The 14,984-nt window shown below is 67.1% G+C and carries 17 protein-coding genes; 7 read left to right on the plus strand and 10 right to left on the minus strand.

What is annotated here, in order from left to right; translation table 11 throughout:
• Window positions 1–58: 58 nt before the first annotated feature.
• The 3 genes from DL899_RS13565 to arsB are packed head-to-tail and all read left to right on the plus strand — an operon-like array spanning window position 59 to window position 1,989.
• Window positions 59–391, plus strand: a complete 333-nt coding sequence (locus tag DL899_RS13565) for an ArsR/SmtB family transcription factor (RefSeq protein WP_111734899.1) — start codon at window positions 59–61, stop codon at window positions 389–391.
• A 12-nt stretch (window positions 392–403) separates the two neighbouring features.
• Entirely contained in the window at window positions 404–931 is a 528-nt protein-coding gene (locus tag DL899_RS13570) for an arsenate reductase ArsC (RefSeq protein WP_111734900.1), read from the plus strand.
• Window positions 932–969: 38 nt separating this feature from the next.
• Entirely contained in the window at window positions 970–1,989 is a 1,020-nt protein-coding gene (arsB, locus tag DL899_RS13575) for an ACR3 family arsenite efflux transporter (protein WP_204355315.1), read from the plus strand.
• Between the two features lie 24 nt (window positions 1,990–2,013).
• On the opposite strand, the gene aroB is transcribed toward arsB, so the two are convergent.
• The gene (gene aroB / locus DL899_RS13580; protein ID WP_111734901.1) at window positions 2,014–3,129 is read right to left on the minus strand and encodes a 3-dehydroquinate synthase; all 1,116 of its coding nucleotides are present in this window, start codon (window positions 3,127–3,129) and stop codon (window positions 2,014–2,016) included.
• Window positions 3,126–3,635, minus strand: coding sequence for a shikimate kinase (locus DL899_RS13585; RefSeq protein WP_239494709.1), 510 nt, complete (start codon window positions 3,633–3,635; stop codon window positions 3,126–3,128). Before DL899_RS13585 ends, aroB begins: the two co-directional genes overlap by 4 nt.
• A 168-nt stretch (window positions 3,636–3,803) precedes the next feature.
• Here DL899_RS13585 and DL899_RS19675 point away from each other — a divergent pair, with 168 nt between their 5' ends.
• The 4 genes from DL899_RS19675 (at window position 3,804) to DL899_RS13600 (ending at window position 7,846) form a co-directional block, all read left to right on the plus strand.
• A complete protein-coding gene (locus tag DL899_RS19675; RefSeq protein WP_204355314.1) occupies window positions 3,804–3,953 on the plus strand; it encodes a hypothetical protein in 150 nt (49 codons plus the stop codon).
• Entirely contained in the window at window positions 3,940–5,469 is a 1,530-nt protein-coding gene (locus DL899_RS13590; protein WP_239494708.1) for a hypothetical protein, read from the plus strand. Before DL899_RS19675 ends, DL899_RS13590 begins: the two co-directional genes overlap by 14 nt.
• Entirely contained in the window at window positions 5,466–6,431 is a 966-nt protein-coding gene (locus DL899_RS13595) for a site-specific tyrosine recombinase XerD (RefSeq protein WP_111734903.1), read from the plus strand. The genes DL899_RS13590 and DL899_RS13595 overlap by 4 nt, the downstream gene beginning before the upstream one ends.
• A gap of 104 nt (window positions 6,432–6,535) precedes the next feature.
• Entirely contained in the window at window positions 6,536–7,846 is a 1,311-nt protein-coding gene (locus DL899_RS13600; protein ID WP_111734904.1) for an HlyC/CorC family transporter, read from the plus strand.
• A 10-nt stretch (window positions 7,847–7,856) separates the two neighbouring features.
• Here DL899_RS13600 and DL899_RS13605 read toward each other — a convergent pair whose 3' ends face one another.
• The 8 genes from DL899_RS13605 to DL899_RS13640 are packed head-to-tail and all read right to left on the minus strand — an operon-like array spanning window position 7,857 to window position 14,770.
• Window positions 7,857–8,525 (minus strand): NnrU family protein, encoded by a 669-nt coding sequence (locus DL899_RS13605; protein WP_111734905.1) that lies wholly within the window; start codon window positions 8,523–8,525, stop codon window positions 7,857–7,859.
• Between the two features lie 4 nt (window positions 8,526–8,529).
• Window positions 8,530–9,726 (minus strand): NnrS family protein, encoded by a 1,197-nt coding sequence (locus DL899_RS13610; RefSeq protein WP_111734906.1) that lies wholly within the window; start codon window positions 9,724–9,726, stop codon window positions 8,530–8,532.
• A gap of 21 nt (window positions 9,727–9,747) precedes the next feature.
• On the minus strand, window positions 9,748–9,996 hold the full coding sequence (locus DL899_RS13615) for an NnrT protein (protein ID WP_420820982.1): 249 nt from the start codon (window positions 9,994–9,996) through the stop codon (window positions 9,748–9,750).
• Window positions 9,997–10,055: 59 nt separating this feature from the next.
• Entirely contained in the window at window positions 10,056–10,232 is a 177-nt protein-coding gene (locus DL899_RS13620) for a protein NnrT (protein ID WP_111734908.1), read from the minus strand.
• A gap of 1 nt (window position 10,233) precedes the next feature.
• A complete protein-coding gene (locus DL899_RS13625) occupies window positions 10,234–12,129 on the minus strand; it encodes a nitric oxide reductase activation protein NorD (RefSeq protein WP_111734909.1) in 1,896 nt (631 codons plus the stop codon).
• A 15-nt stretch (window positions 12,130–12,144) separates the two neighbouring features.
• A complete protein-coding gene (locus DL899_RS13630; protein ID WP_162685580.1) occupies window positions 12,145–12,939 on the minus strand; it encodes a CbbQ/NirQ/NorQ/GpvN family protein in 795 nt (264 codons plus the stop codon).
• Window positions 12,940–12,942: 3 nt separating this feature from the next.
• The gene (locus tag DL899_RS13635) at window positions 12,943–14,292 is read right to left on the minus strand and encodes a cbb3-type cytochrome c oxidase subunit I (RefSeq protein ID WP_111734910.1); all 1,350 of its coding nucleotides are present in this window, start codon (window positions 14,290–14,292) and stop codon (window positions 12,943–12,945) included.
• Between the two features lie 25 nt (window positions 14,293–14,317).
• Window positions 14,318–14,770 (minus strand): c-type cytochrome, encoded by a 453-nt coding sequence (locus tag DL899_RS13640; RefSeq protein WP_111734911.1) that lies wholly within the window; start codon window positions 14,768–14,770, stop codon window positions 14,318–14,320.
• Window positions 14,771–14,984: the final 214 nt, after the last annotated feature.

Genomic DNA, 14,984 nt, shown 5'->3' on the forward strand with positions numbered 1-14,984 from the left:
TCAGGAAACGGCATATCGGCTGTTGACCTCGATCCATCATATCAATAATTCATGATTTATGGATAGGAATCACGCCCTCGCCGCCTTTGCGGCGCTGTCACAGCCCACGCGGCTGGATGTCTTTCGCCTGCTGCTGCGCGCGGGCGTAAACGGCATGGCCGCCGGCGAGATTGCCGATGCGCTGGACGTGAAACAGAACACCATGTCGGCCAACCTCGCGGTGCTGCACCAGGCGGGGCTGGTGCGCAACCAGCGCGAGGGCCGCAGCATCCGCTATTTTGCCGACCTCGACGGCACGAGGGGCCTGCTGGGCTTTCTGATGGAGGATTGCTGCGGCGGCAATCCTGACCTCTGCCAGCCCGTCATATCGTCAATCGCCTGCGCCAGTTGAAGGAGCCCCCAGATGGCCGACGACCGCATGAACGTGCTTTTCCTGTGTACCGGCAATTCCGCCCGGTCACTGATCGCCGAAGCGATCATCGAGCGCGAAGGCGCCGGCCGTTTTCGCGGCTTTTCCGCCGGATCACAGCCCAAGGATGCCCCCCATCCCCACACGATCGGGCTGTTGCAGCGTCTCGGCCATGACACCTCGGGCATCCGTTCGAAAAGCTGGGAGGAATTCGCAGGCCCCGACACGCCCCGGATGGATTTCGTCTTTACCGTCTGCGACAGCGCCGCATCCGAGCCCTGCCCCGTCTGGCCCGGCCAGCCTGTGAGCGCCCATTGGGGCCTGCCCGACCCGGCCGCCGCCACTGGCACCGAAGCCGAGATCGCCGCCGCCTTCAACGACACCTACCGCCTGCTGCGCAACCGCATATCGACCTTCGTTAACTTGCCGTTGGACCAGCTCGACCGGCTGTCGCTGCAACGCCGGCTGGACGAGATCGGCGGCGCTGATATTTCCACCGAAGAACAGGATGAACCATCGTGAGAATCAACGATCAAACCGCACAAGACGCCCCCGGCGGGCTGGGCACTTTTGAGCGCTGGCTGTCGCTGTGGGTGGCGCTGGCCATCGGCGCGGGCGTCGGCCTTGGCAACCTTGTGCCGGGGGTCTTTCAGGGGCTTGCCACGCTCGAGGTAGCGTCGGTCAACCTGCCCGTGGCCGTGCTGATCTGGGCGATGGTCTATCCGATGATGGTGGGGGTCGATTTCGGCTCGCTCAGCCATATCGGCGAGCGCCCCAAGGGGCTGATCATCACCCTGGCCGTCAACTGGCTGATCAAGCCGTTCACCATGGCAGCCCTTGGCGTGCTGTTCTTCAACCACGTCTTTGCCGGGCTGATCCCGCCCGAGGACGCGCAATCCTACCTGGCCGGGCTGATCCTGCTGGGGGCGGCGCCCTGCACGGCAATGGTGTTCGTCTGGTCGCAACTGACGCGCGGGGACGCCACCTATACGCTGGTGCAGGTCAGCGTGAACGACGTGATCATGGTCTTTGCCTTCGCCCCCATCGTGGCGTTCCTGCTGGGCGTGACCGACATCACCGTGCCGTGGGAAACGCTGCTGTTGTCGGTGGTGCTGTATATCCTGATCCCGCTGGTCGCCGGCATCGCGACCCGCAACCGCCTGATGCGCATGGGCGGCGAAGAGGCGGTCGAGACGTTTCGCGCCCGCATCAAGCCGGTCACGATCATCGGCCTGCTGGTGACGGTGGTGCTGCTGTTCGGTTTCCAGGGGCAGTTGATCATCGAGACACCGCTGGTGATCGCGCTGATCGCGGTGCCGCTGCTGCTGCAAAGCTATGGCATCTTCATCCTGGCCTATGGCGTCGCCAAGGTATGGAAGGTGCCCTTCAACGTGGCCGCGCCCTGCGCCCTGATCGGCACGTCCAACTTTTTCGAGCTGGCGGTCGCTGTTGCGATCAGCCTCTTTGGCCTGGGGTCCGGCGCGGCGCTGGCCACGGTCGTGGGCGTGCTGGTCGAGGTGCCGGTGATGCTGACGCTGGTCGCCTTCGCGAATCGCACCCGGCACTGGTTTCCGGACTGACCCTGCAAAACGGCTGACCGCGCCCTATTGGCGCGCGGTCAGCGCCTCTGCCAGCACCGCACGCACCGCATCGGGCGGCACATCCTCGGCCACGAAGGCATCCCCGATGCCGCGCACCAGGACGAAACGCAGCCGCCCGTCGATCACCTTCTTGTCTTGGGCCATCAGCGCCATCAGCCCGTCGGCATCGGGCAGATCGCCGTCGATATCGGCCAGGTCCACCTTTGTCCCCATCTGGCGCAGATGCGCGCGCACGCGGCTTGGTTCCTCCTGCGGGCAAAGCCCCATCCGCGCCGACAGCTCGAACGCCATTGCACAGCCGATCGCCACCCCCTCGCCATGCAGCAGGCGGCCGGAATAGCCGGTCGCGGCCTCAAGCGCGTGGCAAAAGGTGTGCCCGAGGTTGAGCAGCGCGCGTTCGCCCTGCTCGGTTTCGTCGCGGGTGACGATATCGGCCTTCATCTGGACCGAGCGGGTGACAGTGGCGATGCGCGCCGCCTGATCCCCCGCCAGGATGGATGAGCCGTTCCTCTCAAGCCATTGAAAGAAATCGGCATCCCCCAGCAGTCCATATTTCACCACCTCGCCATACCCGGCCAGAAAGTCGCGCTTTGGCAGGGTCTTCAGAACGTCGGTATCGGCCAGCACCATGCTGGGCTGGTGAAAGGCGCCGATCAGGTTCTTGCCCGCCGCCGCGTTGATGCCGGTCTTGCCGCCAACCGAGCTGTCGACCTGCGCGAGCAGGCTGGTGGGCACCTGCACGAAACGCACCCCGCGCCGCAGCACCGCCGCCGCGAACCCGGCAAGGTCGCCGATCACGCCGCCACCCAGCGCCACCACCATGTCCCGCCGCTCGATCCGTTCGTCCAACAGCCAGTCGACGGTCCGCTGGAAATAGGGCCAGCTCTTGGTCGCCTCGCCCGCCGGAAGGGTCAGCGCGGTTACAGAAATATCTGATTTTTCAAAACCTTCGCGCAAGGCGTTCAAGTGAAACCCCGCAACCGACTGGTCGGTGACGACGGCCACGCGCGGGCGCGCCAGCAGCGGCGCCACCAGTTCGCCGGCGCGATGCAGCAGCCCCGGCCCGACATGGACATCGTATTCGCGTCCGGGCAGCGGCACATGCACGGTATCTGTCATTCAATCCCCTCCAGCACATCGGGTCGTGTCAGCAGCGCCTCGATCACCTTTTGCGCCATCGTCTCGATCGCGTAATCGGGTTGCGCCCGCACGGTCAGGTCGGCAAGGGCATAGATGGGCACGCGCGCCTCGTAAAGCTCGCGCAGCGTCGCATACGGATCATCTGTGCGCAGTAAAGGCCTGGTATTCTTGTGTTTTACCCGCTGCCACAACAGCGTCAGGTCGGCATCCAGCCATACCGACACCCCCTTGCGGGTGATCAGATCGCGGTTGCGTTCGCACAGGAACGCGCCGCCGCCGGTGGACAGGATGCCGCGCTCTTCCTCCAGCAGGCGGTTCAGGACCTCGCTTTCGCGGCTGCGAAAGAACGCCTCGCCGTCGCGCTCGAATATCTCGGCGATGCTCATCGCCGCCGCGCGCTCTATCTCGGCGTCCGAATCAAGGAACGGCGCCTCCAGCCGCGCCGCCAGCGCCTTTCCGACCGCGGTCTTTCCGGCACCCATCATGCCCACCAAAACCACGGTCTTGTGCAGTTTCCAGCGCTCTGCCGCGGCCACGTTCCGGCACTCCTCCGCCAAATTCGGTTCAACGGCCATTCAATGACGTGATCTTGGCCGAAATGCCAGTTATAAAGAGGGCAATAGATAAAAACAGACCTGTCGACCCGAGGCATCATGGTACGCATCATCAAGTGGCTCTTTATCCTGGCCTTGCTGGCCTTTGTCGCCCTTGTGGCCTACGCCTATCTGGGTCCGTTCTTCGGTGCCGATTTCGGCCCGCCGGAGCGCGAAATTCGTCAGGAAATCATCCTTGAGACCGGCTGATCTGCTGCTGCCGCTCGTGATTGCGGCCGGCCCCGCCGGGGCGCAGGCGCCGCTGTCTGCGATAGACTGGCTGCGCCAGCCGCCGCCCGTCACCGTCGCCCAGCCGCTGGTGCGCCCGCTGGGGCAGCCCCCCGGCAATGGCGCCGTGGTACCCCAGGTGGCCGTGACGCCACTGGAACAAGCCACTCCCGACGCCGCAGGGCTGCTGCCGCCCGCCACCACCGGGCTGCCGCGCGACCTGTGGGCGGCGAGTTCCAGCAAGACCATCGTTGCGCAGATCGACCGGCTGGCGGGCCGTCCGCTGCCGGCAATGCAGGCGCTTTATTATACGCTGCTGCTGGCCGAGGCCGATCCGCCGGCCGACGCGGCGGGCGGCGCCGATTTCCTGCGCGCGCGCATCAACGCGCTGCGCCGTTTCGGCGCGGTCGAGGCAGCGCTGGCACTGGTCGAGGGGGCGGGGCCGGAAACGCCGGCACTGTTCGACGACTGGCTGGACCTGGCCCTGCTGAGCGGGACAGAGAACACCCCCTGCCGGGCGCTGGCGGCGCGGCCCGACCTGTCGCGCAGCTACGGCGCGCGCATCTATTGCACCGCGCGGGCGGGCGACTGGGCCACCGCGGCGCTGACCTATGACGCCGCCACCGCGCTCAAGGTGCTTTCCCCGCACGAGGCGGCGCTGCTTGGCGGGTTTCTCGATCCCGAGATGGCCGATGGCCCCGTCGACCTGCCGCCCCCGCGCAAGATGACGCCGCTGGTCTTTCGCCTTTACGAGGCCGCCGGCAACCCGCTGCCAACCGGCACCCTGCCGCGCGAGTACGCGGTGCCGGACCTGCGCGGCACGATGGGCTGGAAGGCCGAGATCGAGGCGGCGGAACGGCTGGCGCGCACCGGCGCCCTGCCCGCCAACCGGTTGCTGGGCATTTATACCGACCGCAAGGCCGCAGCCTCGGGCGGGGTCTGGGACCGGGTGCGCGCGATCCACGATGTCGATAATGCGGTGCAATCAGGCGATGCGGCAGCCGTCGCCAAGGCGCTGCCCACAGTATGGCGACTGATGCGCGAGAACGGCCTCGCCGTGGCTTTTGCCGCGCTTTATGGCCCCCGCATGGCTGGGCTGGACCTGCCGCCCGGGGCGGCCGAACTGGCCTACGAGGTGGCGCTGCTGGCCCCGGCCGACACCCCCGCGCCGCCGCCCCCGCCGGGGCAGACCCGCAGGTTGCGTTTTCTCGACACGCTGGCGCGCGGGGCACCCGATGCGGCGCTGGCCGCCACCCCGACCGAGCGCGCCATCGCCGCCGCCTTTGCCGCCGACGCCCCTTCGACAGATCACGCCGGTCCGCTGGCCGAGGGGCGGCTTGGCCAGGCGATCCTGTCCGCGGCGGCGCTGTTGCAGGATATCCGCCCGGGCCAGACCCGCCAGTTGCAGGGCGCGCTTGCGACCCTGCGCACCATCGGCCTGGCCGAGGTGGCGCGCGAGGCGGCACTGCAGATCCTCCTGCTGGAGGAACGGACGTGACCCCCCGCCCACAAGGCTGGATCGCCGCCTTTCTGGAGGCCCGCGCAGCCGAGGCGGGCGCGGCGCAGAACACCCTTGCCGCCTATGCCCGCGACCTGTCGGATTTCACCGGCTGGCTCGATGGGCGCGGGCTTGGGCTGGATAGCGCCGCCGAACCCGACATCGAGGCCTATCTCGGCGCGCTCGATGCGCAGGGGCTGGCCACCGCCACGCGGGCGCGGCGGCTGTCAGCGATCCGCCAGCTTTATGTCTTTGCGGTCGAGGAAGGGCTGCGCGCCGACAACCCCGCCGCCCGGCTCAGCGGTCCTGCCCGCGCCCGCCGCCTGCCCGCCACCCTGTCCGAGGCCGAGGTCGAGGCGCTGTTGCAGGCCGCCCGCACCCACGGGCGCGGCCCGGACGAGCGGCTGCGCAACACCTGCCTGATGGAGCTGCTTTACGCCACCGGCATGCGGGTCAGCGAGTTGGTGTCGCTGCCGCTGGCGGCGGCGCGGGGCGATCCGCAGATGCTGCTGGTGCGCGGCAAGGGCGGCAAGGAACGCATGGTGCCGCTGTCGGCCTCGGCCCGCGATGCGCTGGCCGCGTGGCTGGCCGTGCGCGACCAAACCGAGGATGCCGCCCGGACCGAGGGGCGACCGGCCTCGCCCTATCTCTTTGCGTCACGTTCGGGCGCGGGGCACCTGACGCGGCATCGGTTCTATGCGTTGATCAAGGAACTGGCGCTCACCGCCGGGGTTTCGCCCTCAAGGGTGACGCCGCATGTGCTGCGCCATGCGTTTGCCACCCACCTGCTGGCCCACGGCGCCGATCTGCGGGCGATCCAGACCATGCTGGGACATGCGGATGTTTCGACCACCGAGATATATACCCATGTGCTGGACGAACGCCTGCGCGCGCTGGTCGAGGCCCATCACCCGCTGGCGGTGGCGGCGCGGCGTAAAACGGAATCGGCAGCGGGCGATTGAAAACCATCGCGGGCAGGCGCGGCCTTTTCTTTCTCTTCCGGCCGCCCCCTTGCACCCGGCCCGCGTGCCCCCCATAACCCTGACAGAACAGGAAGATACCGGAAATGTACCCCGCCCCACCTCAAACGCTTGATCTGGCGTTCTGGATAACCGCCGGCGCGATCCTCTGCCTGCTGGTGCTCTCGGCCTTCTTTTCGGGCAGCGAAACCGCCCTGACCGCAGCCTCGCGCGGCAAGCTGCGCGCGCGCGTCGACAAGGGCGACCGCGGTGCCGCCCACGCGCTCAAGATCACCGAGGACAACGAACGCCTGCTTGGCTCTGTCCTGCTGGGCAACAACCTGGTCAATATCCTTGCCGCCTCGCTGGCGACCGCGCTTTTCACCCGTGTATTCGGCGACAGCGGCGTGGCACTGGCGACGCTGGTGATGACGCTTCTGGTGCTGATCTTCGCCGAGGTGCTGCCCAAGACCTTTGCCATCACCAATGCCGAGGCCGCCGCCGCCCGCGTCGCGCCGGCGATCCGGATGGTGATCGCGGTGTTCTCGCCGGTCGTCGCGGCGGTGCGGGTACTGGTGCGCGCCATTCTGGCGCTTGTCGGCGTGCGCACCGACCCCGACAGCCAGATCCTGGCCGTGCGCGAGGAAATCGCCGGCGCGCTGCAACTGGGCCATTCCGAGGGGGTGGTCGAAAAAGAGGACCGCGACCGCATCCTTGGCGCGCTTGACCTGGGCGACCGCACGGTTGAGGAAATCATGCTGCATCGCTCGCAGATCGAGATGATGGATGCCGGGCAGGACCCGATGGCGATCCTGCAGCAATGCCTGCAAAGCAGCCACACCCGCCTGCCCGTCTATCGCGACGACCCCGACAACATCATCGGCGTGGTTCACGCCAAGGACCTGTTGCGCGCCATGCACAAGGTGGCCGACGAAAACAGCTTTTCCCCCGACGCGCGAAAGGACTTCGACCTCGCCGCCGTGGCGATGAAACCCTATTTCGTGCCCGAAACGACGACGCTGGACGACCAGATGCGCCAGTTCCTGCGGATGCGGTCGCATTTCGCGCTGGTGGTGGACGAATACGGCGTATTGCAGGGGCTGATCACGCTCGAGGACATCCTGGAAGAGATCGTCGGTGAAATCGTGGACGAATTCGACAGCGACTCCGGCCAGCCGATCCGCCGGACCGAAGACAACCAGTTCGTGGTCGACGGCGCGATGACGATCCGCGACCTGAACCGCGCCACCGACTGGAACCTGCCCGATGACGAGGCCAACACCGTCGCCGGGCTGGTGATCCACGAGGCGCAGATCATTCCCGAGGTCAAGCAGGTGTTCAATTTTCACGGCTTCCGGTTCGAGGTACTGTCCAAGGACGGCAACCGCATCGCCCGTCTGAAGGTCGGCAAGCTCTGACCCCGGCGGGTTACATCACCACCACGCCGATCACCGGGCCATGCAGCCAGACCAGCGCCGAATAGACCGCCGCCGCCAGCACCACCCGCAACACCGCACCCGTCCACGACAGCGGCGGCTGCAGGCGCGGCGCGGCGGCCAGCGCCCGGCGCAGGCGCATCCATTCCTCTTTGCCCATCTGGCGGCGCTTGCGCCTGTCCACCAGCCGCATGCCCATGAAACCGAACCCGCCCAGCACGCCGAACAGGATCACATGCGCCAGGTCGCCATTGGGCAGCATGTGCAAAAGCGCCCAGAACCCCAGCGCCGCCAGCACCGGATGGCGCAGGTGGCGCACGATGCCGGCGCGCGCGGGGTCGAACCGGTCATTATGCATCCCGCCGAATGAAAACGGGTTCGGCCGGCCCAGCCCGAAGGCGGCGACAAGGCAGACCACGAACATGCCCGCCTGCACCGCCGTCACCTGCCAGGGCGCCTGCGGCCACAGCATCAGGAACGGCGCCTGCCCCGCCGCCCAGATCAGTAGTGCCAGCATCACCAGCGACAGCGCCGAATAGGCCATGCCGAACCCGCGCGCGCCGATCAACGCGGTGACCGGTCCGCGCACGGCCGGGCGCAGCGGCAACGAATGGGTCAGAAAGAACGCCGCGAAAACGGCTGCAAATCCTGTCCAGCCCATGACCTCACCCCCTCTTGCGCGCCCGCAACAGCAGCGGGCCGTAAAGCAGCGCGAACCCCGCATATGCGGCGATCCAGAACGCCGCCGACAGGTGGTATAGCGGCAGCACCGGCCAAAAGGCCGCCGCCAGCCGCGCCAGCACCGCCGCGACAAGCGCGGCATAGATCGCCGTCGTGCCGCCGCCCGCGTGCAGCTCGCGGCCCGAGTGGCCCAGCGTCGCCCGCGTCATCATCGCCAGCGTCATCAGACCCAGCGCACCCGCCATCCACAGGTGTTGCACCCCCGAAGGCAGCACGATTTCGGGCCAAAGCAACGCCAGCCCCATCGCCAGCGCCCCCAGCGGCACAAAGCCATAGCCCGCATGCAGCACCCAGACCAGCGCCTCGGCCCCCGTATGCAGGCCCTTCCAGCGAAGCAGGCGCATGACCTGCAGCACGCCCATGACCAGCAGCGCCACGCCTGTCGCCGCGCCCTCGGGGCGGATCACCCAGCAAAACAGCGCCACGATGCTGATCAGCAGCACCACCTTGTCGAACCGCTGCATCGGTGGCGTGGGCAGGTCCGTGGCCCCCTGACGCACCATCCAGTTGCGGGTGAACGAGGGCACGACCCGCCCGCCGATCACCCCGATCATCATCAGCGCGGTGCCCAGCCCCAGCCGCAGCCCCGCGCCCTGCGCCGCCGCGCCGCCCTGCACCGCCTCAAGATGGAACAGCAGGTTCGCCAGCAAGAAAACCGCCAGCAGCGCCAGCACCATCAGGTTGCGCCAGTTCTTGCCAGCCACGATTTCGCGCAGGATCATCGCCGCCAGCGCCACCGGAAAGGCCAGGTCGGCCGCGATCCCGACCCAGACCGGCAGTGCCGCCGAAACCGTCACCGCCACCCGGCCCAGAACCCACAGCGCGAACAGCCCGCCCAGCCGCCAGCCCACCACCGGCAGCCGCCCTGTCCAGTTGGGCACCGCCGTCAGCAGGAACCCCGCGATCACCGCGCCCAGGTAGCCGAACAGCATCGCGTGGGCGTGCCAGTCGACAGGTGAAAACCGGCTTGGCAGCTCTGCCGCGCCGGTCAGCATCACGATCCAGACCGGCATCGCCAGCGCCGCCCAGACCGCGCCGAAGAAAAAGAACGGCCTGAACCCGAAAGTCAGAATCGCCGGTCCCCGCCACTGCCGCATCTTTTCTGCCGAGCTTTGTGCCATCGTTTCACCTCTTCCCTTGCCTCAGCCTTGCCGTTCGGGGCAACGGCCTTGTTCCGCATCTGCGCGCGCGTTGGCCTCGTCCATCAGCCGGCGGATATGCCGGGCAAAGGCCCATGTCGCCGGCACGCCGATCACCGCGCCGATCAGGATCGACCACAGGGCGGATAAAACCGGCCCTCCCAGCCAACTGCCGATCAATGATGCGAAAAAGACGTTAACAGCCATCGCACCGGCGCCGAAAGGAAAAAGCACGGCGGCTATGCGGGCCACGGACCAGCCTGCCTGCCCCCCGGCCCGTGCGCCCGTGCCACCCCCCGCCGCCTGCGCCGTCATCGCCTTGCAACCAGCCGCTGCACCGCCACCAGAGCAGCGACAAAAATCAGCGACGCAACAGCATACCAGAGTTCGGCCGTCGCCGATTGCGCCTGCGGCAGCGGCGGGTCGAAATCGGCGGCCATCGCCGGGGTTGCGGCCAGGGTCAGGGCGATCGCGGTCAGTCGTTTCATGTCAGCTCTCCTGTGTCAGGTGACGATAGATGTCGGGCAGCGCCCGGGTCAGCCGCGCGGGATCGGGCAGCAGGGTGAAACCGCCGCGCCCGAAGATGCGCGCGAACCAGTCCTGCCCGTCCTCGTCGATGATGATGCCGTGCAGCGCCTGCCCGGCGCGGCGGGCCTCGCGCACGGCCATGCGGCTGTCCTCGATGCCGTGCTGGCCCTCGTAGTGGTCCAGGTCGTTGGGCTTGCCGTCGGTCAGCACGATCAACAGCCGCCGTGCCGCCGCCTGCTGCGCCAACTGGGCGCTGACATGGCGGATGGCGGCGCCGAGGCGCGTATAGTGGCCGGGCGACATGCCGGCGATGGCGGCCTCGACGTCCACGCCCATGGGCGTGTCGAAATCCTTGGCGCGGGTCAGGAACACCCGGTCGCGGCGCAGCGACGAGAACCCCCAGATCGCCAGCCGGTCGCCGGCGGCGTCAATGCCCGAGGCCAGCGCCGACATCGCCTCGCGCGCGACAGCGATCACCTCGGTATCGCCAATGGCGGCCTCGGTCGAGCGCGAGGTATCCACCAGGAACGCCACCGCCAGGTCGCGTTCGGTCTGACGCGCGCTTTGCCAGATGCGGTCGCTGCCGCGCCCGGTGGCGGCCAGTTCCGCCCGCGCGCCGATCAGCGCGTCGAGGTCCAGCTCGCTGCCCTCGACCTGCCGGGGTTGCAGGATGCGGCGCGGGCGCAGCGCCTCGAACTGGCGGCGCACCTCGCGGATGCGGCGCGGATCGGGGCGCGCAACGTCCGCGCCCGCCGGTTCCGCCGGGGCGTCGAGCACACGGCAGTGCCCCTCCATGTAGGCGCGGGCGCGGTGGTTCCATTCGGGGTAGACATGAACACCGGCCAGCCGTTCATGTTCGGCATCCGCCGGCGACAAGTCCAGATGCAGCCGCAGCCGCGTGGCAGCCTTGCGGTCATGCCGGCTGAGCGTGATCTTGTCCTGGTCGTCGGCCGCCTTTTGCGCGTTCTCGTCGTCGTCATCATCAACGCTGCGGTTGATGTTCATCGATTCGACCCAGGACAGGATCGATTCGAACCGGTGAACGATGAAACTGTCGCTCCGGTTGGCCTGGTCGAGGTCGCGCCGCTCGCCCAGCTTGCGCCGGGTGGTGGCGGCGACGGGCGGCGGCGCGGTGGTCTCGTCGCCATCCTCGCCCGCCCCCGCGCCGCGCCCGGGCCGGGCAAAGCGCAGCCAGACCGGCACCGGCGCCAAGGGCATGTATCCGCGCGCCGTTTGGGCCTGCGGCAGGTCGGGCACGTCATCCCCGGCCAGGGCACGACGCAACGCGCGTTCCATCGCGGCCTCAGCGGGGGGGCGCAGCAGGTGCGGGCGGATGGCAACCGCGTGGCCCAGCATCCGTGCGTGATCGGCCCGCAGGCCGGGACAGCGCGCCAGTGCCTGCCGCGTGGCGGCGGCGTTGGCCTTGATCTGGGCGCGGTCCTGTGCCGGGGCCGCCGCATCGTCGGGCACCTCGCACAGCATCGGCGCGCCGACCGCGGCCAGCGCGGTCAGCCAGAAATAGGCGGCGCGGTTCAGCCGCTCTTCGGGGAAAACCGCGATCTCGGGCGGCAGGCGCAACCGCTCGCCGTCAAAGGCGGCGACGTGTTCGGTCTCGCGCCCCGCGCCAAGGTGGCGGCGGGCCGGGCGGCGATGGCGCACCGGGGTCGGCGGGGTCTCGACCAGCTCGACCCCCGCCGCGCCGCCCATGGCGAGAAACAGCACCGCCAGGCTGATACGCAACCCGGCCAGCGTCACCGCCGCCTCGGGGTGCGATTGCGCCGCCCCGATGCCGCCGGCGATGTCGTGCCACAGGTTGCCGACGGTCTCTTCGGGTTCCATGAGGTCGAGCACGCGCATCGGTTCTAATCGGTTCTACCCGTAGACAGTGGCGACGAGGTCGCGCAGCGCAGTCTTGACGTCGGGCTCGTCTGTCAGGGGCTCGATCACCGCCGCCTCCAGCGCGTCCAGCACCCCCATACCGCCGGCGATCAGCGTGCCGGCATAGATCAGGAGGCGGGTTGAAACGCCCTCTTCCAGGTCCATGCCGCTGAGCTTGCGGATATGGCCGGCAAGGCGCACCAGCGCCTCGGATCGTGCCGGGTCCAGCCCGCTTTCGCGGCTGACCACCTGCGTTTCCAGCCCCGGCTTGGGAAAGTCGAACGAGATCGACAGGAATCGCTGCCGGGTCGAGGGCTTGAGCCGCTTGAGCACGTTCTGATAGCCGGGGTTGTAGGACGCCACCAGCATGAAGCCCGGCGGCGCGGTCAGCTCTTCGCCGGTGCGGTCGATCATCAGCGAACGCCGCGTATCGGTCAGCGGGTGCAGGACCACGGTGACGTCCTTGCGCGCCTCTACCACCTCGTCGAGATAGCAGATACCGCCCTCGCGCACCGCGCGGGTCAGCGGCCCGTCGACCCAGACCGTATCACCCCCCTTGATCAGGTAACGCCCGATCAGGTCGGCCGCCGACAGGTCGTCATGGCAAGCCACGGTATATAGCGGCTTGTCCAGCCGCGCCGCCATGTGTTCGACAAACCGGGTCTTGCCGCAGCCGGTGGGCCCCTTCAGCAAAAGGGGCAGCCGGCGTTCATGGGCGGTTTCGAACAGCGCGCATTCGCGCGCTGTCGCCTGGTAAAAGGGCAGGTCCGGAACCGAATGCATGGTCATGGCTCATTCCCCCGGCGCGGTGTTGGCGGACCCCGGCGCGATCAGTTCGGGCCGGCGGGTGGCGATCATGGCGTAGAGGAACAGCAGCGCCCCCGCCACCACCGCCACACCGGCGCCAAAGCGCATGATGTAGAAGATGGTCAGACTGTCCTGCACCTCCATGTAGTAGTCGCCGACCACCCGCTGCATGTGGGTCTGGATGGTGCCGGCGAATGTCAGCACGAAGGTCATGAACGCCATCCCCCCCGTCATCAGCCAGAACGACGCCATGTTGAGCACCTGGTTATAGGGCTGGCGACCCAGCAGCATCGGCATGGTGTAGGTGAAGACCGCCAGGTTCAGCGCCACATAGGCCCCGTAAAAGGACAGGTGCCCATGCGCGGCGGTGATCTGGGTGCCATGGCTGTAAAAGTTCACCCCGTGCAGCGTGTGCAGAAAGCCCCAGACCCCGGCCCCGAAAAAGGCCACCGTCGACGTCCCCAGCGACCACAGCAGCGCGGCCTTGTTGGGGTGGTTGCGCCGGCCCTTCCAGACCATGATGAAGGCGAACGACATCATCAGGAAGAACGGCACCACCTCGAAGATCGAGAAGATCGAGCCGACCCAGTGCCAGTATTGCGGCAGGCCGATCCAGTAGAAATGGTGCCCGGTGCCCAGGATGCCCGAAAAGAGCGACGTGGCGACGATGACATACAGCCATTTCTCGATCACCTCGCGGTCGACACCGGTCAGCTTGAGCAGCAGGAAGGCCAGGATCGAGGCCATGACCAGTTCCCACGTTGCTTCGACCCACAGGTGAACGACGAACCACCAGTACATCTTGTCCAGGCTCAAGTTGTCGGGGTTGATGAAGGCGAATATCCACAACAGCGACAAGAGCCACAGCCCCATCAAGAGCACGTTGGTGATCGCCGTCTTGCGCCCGGCCAGAACCGTGGCCGAGATGTTGACCAGAAAGATCACCGCCGCCACAAGAATGCCGAGCTTGACCCAGAGCGGCTGTTCAAGGAACTCGCGCCCGCCGTGGATGCCGACCAGATAGCTGACGACCGCGCCCAGCGTGCCGACCACCAAGATGGCAAGCTGGATATAAGCCAGCTTGACGGAAAAGATCTCGCGTTCGGCCTCTTCGGGCACCAGGTAATAGGCGGCGCCGAAAAAGCCCAGCAGCAGCCAGACGATCAGCGCGTTGGTGTGGATCATGCGGATGATGTTGAAGGGCAGCAGTTCCGCCAGGAAATTGGGCGAGACGTAGACCCAGCCGGCCACCAGCCCCATCAGAACCTGGATTGCGAACAGCCCCAGCGCGCAGACGAAATAGGCCAGCGCCACCTTTTGCGATTGGTATTTCATTGTCGGTATCTCTCTTGTTGTCCGTTTATCCGGCGTCGTTCGGCGGCCAGCCCAGCGTGTCGGTCTGATCGGCCCAGCGCAGGAATTCGGCCAGCGCGCGGGTTTCTTCTTCGGTCAACTCGAACAGGGGCATCTGGCGGCGCCCCTCTACGCCCGAGGGCTGCGCCTGCATCCAGCCGTCAAGCATCTCGTAGGCGCCTTCGGGGTCGTCCAGCACGCCCCAGCGGGTCATGACGTTACCGACCTCGGGGGCGAAATAGGCGCCTTCGCCATGCAGGGTGTGGCAGTTGATGCAGGAATGGCGTTCCCAGACATGTTTGCCGTGGCGGACCTCGTCGCTCAGCTCCATGCCGGCGGTCGAGGTTTCGACCACGTAGCGGTGGCTGTGATAGGTCATGACGGCGAAAACGATCACGAAGAACAAGGAGCCTCCGTAATAGACGTTCCGTGCCCTGGACTTGGTTAGGATTTCAGCCATGAATCGCGGCTCCCTTAGGCATTTCGTTCAGCATGGAGCTATCGCGGATGCGGCTGGGTCTTTTTGCGCCAGAACAAAGTCCGGAACCCCAACTTCAACAGTTAAACGCGTAAGTGATTGATATTATTGATGCGGGATATCTGCTTTTGCCACAACCGGGCCGTTTCAGGAGGGTGTTTTCAGGCTCAGTGCATCGAAGAGTTCCAATTGCTCC

Source organism: Roseovarius amoyensis (assembly GCF_003260265.1).
Lineage (GTDB): Bacteria > Pseudomonadota > Alphaproteobacteria > Rhodobacterales > Rhodobacteraceae > Roseovarius > Roseovarius amoyensis.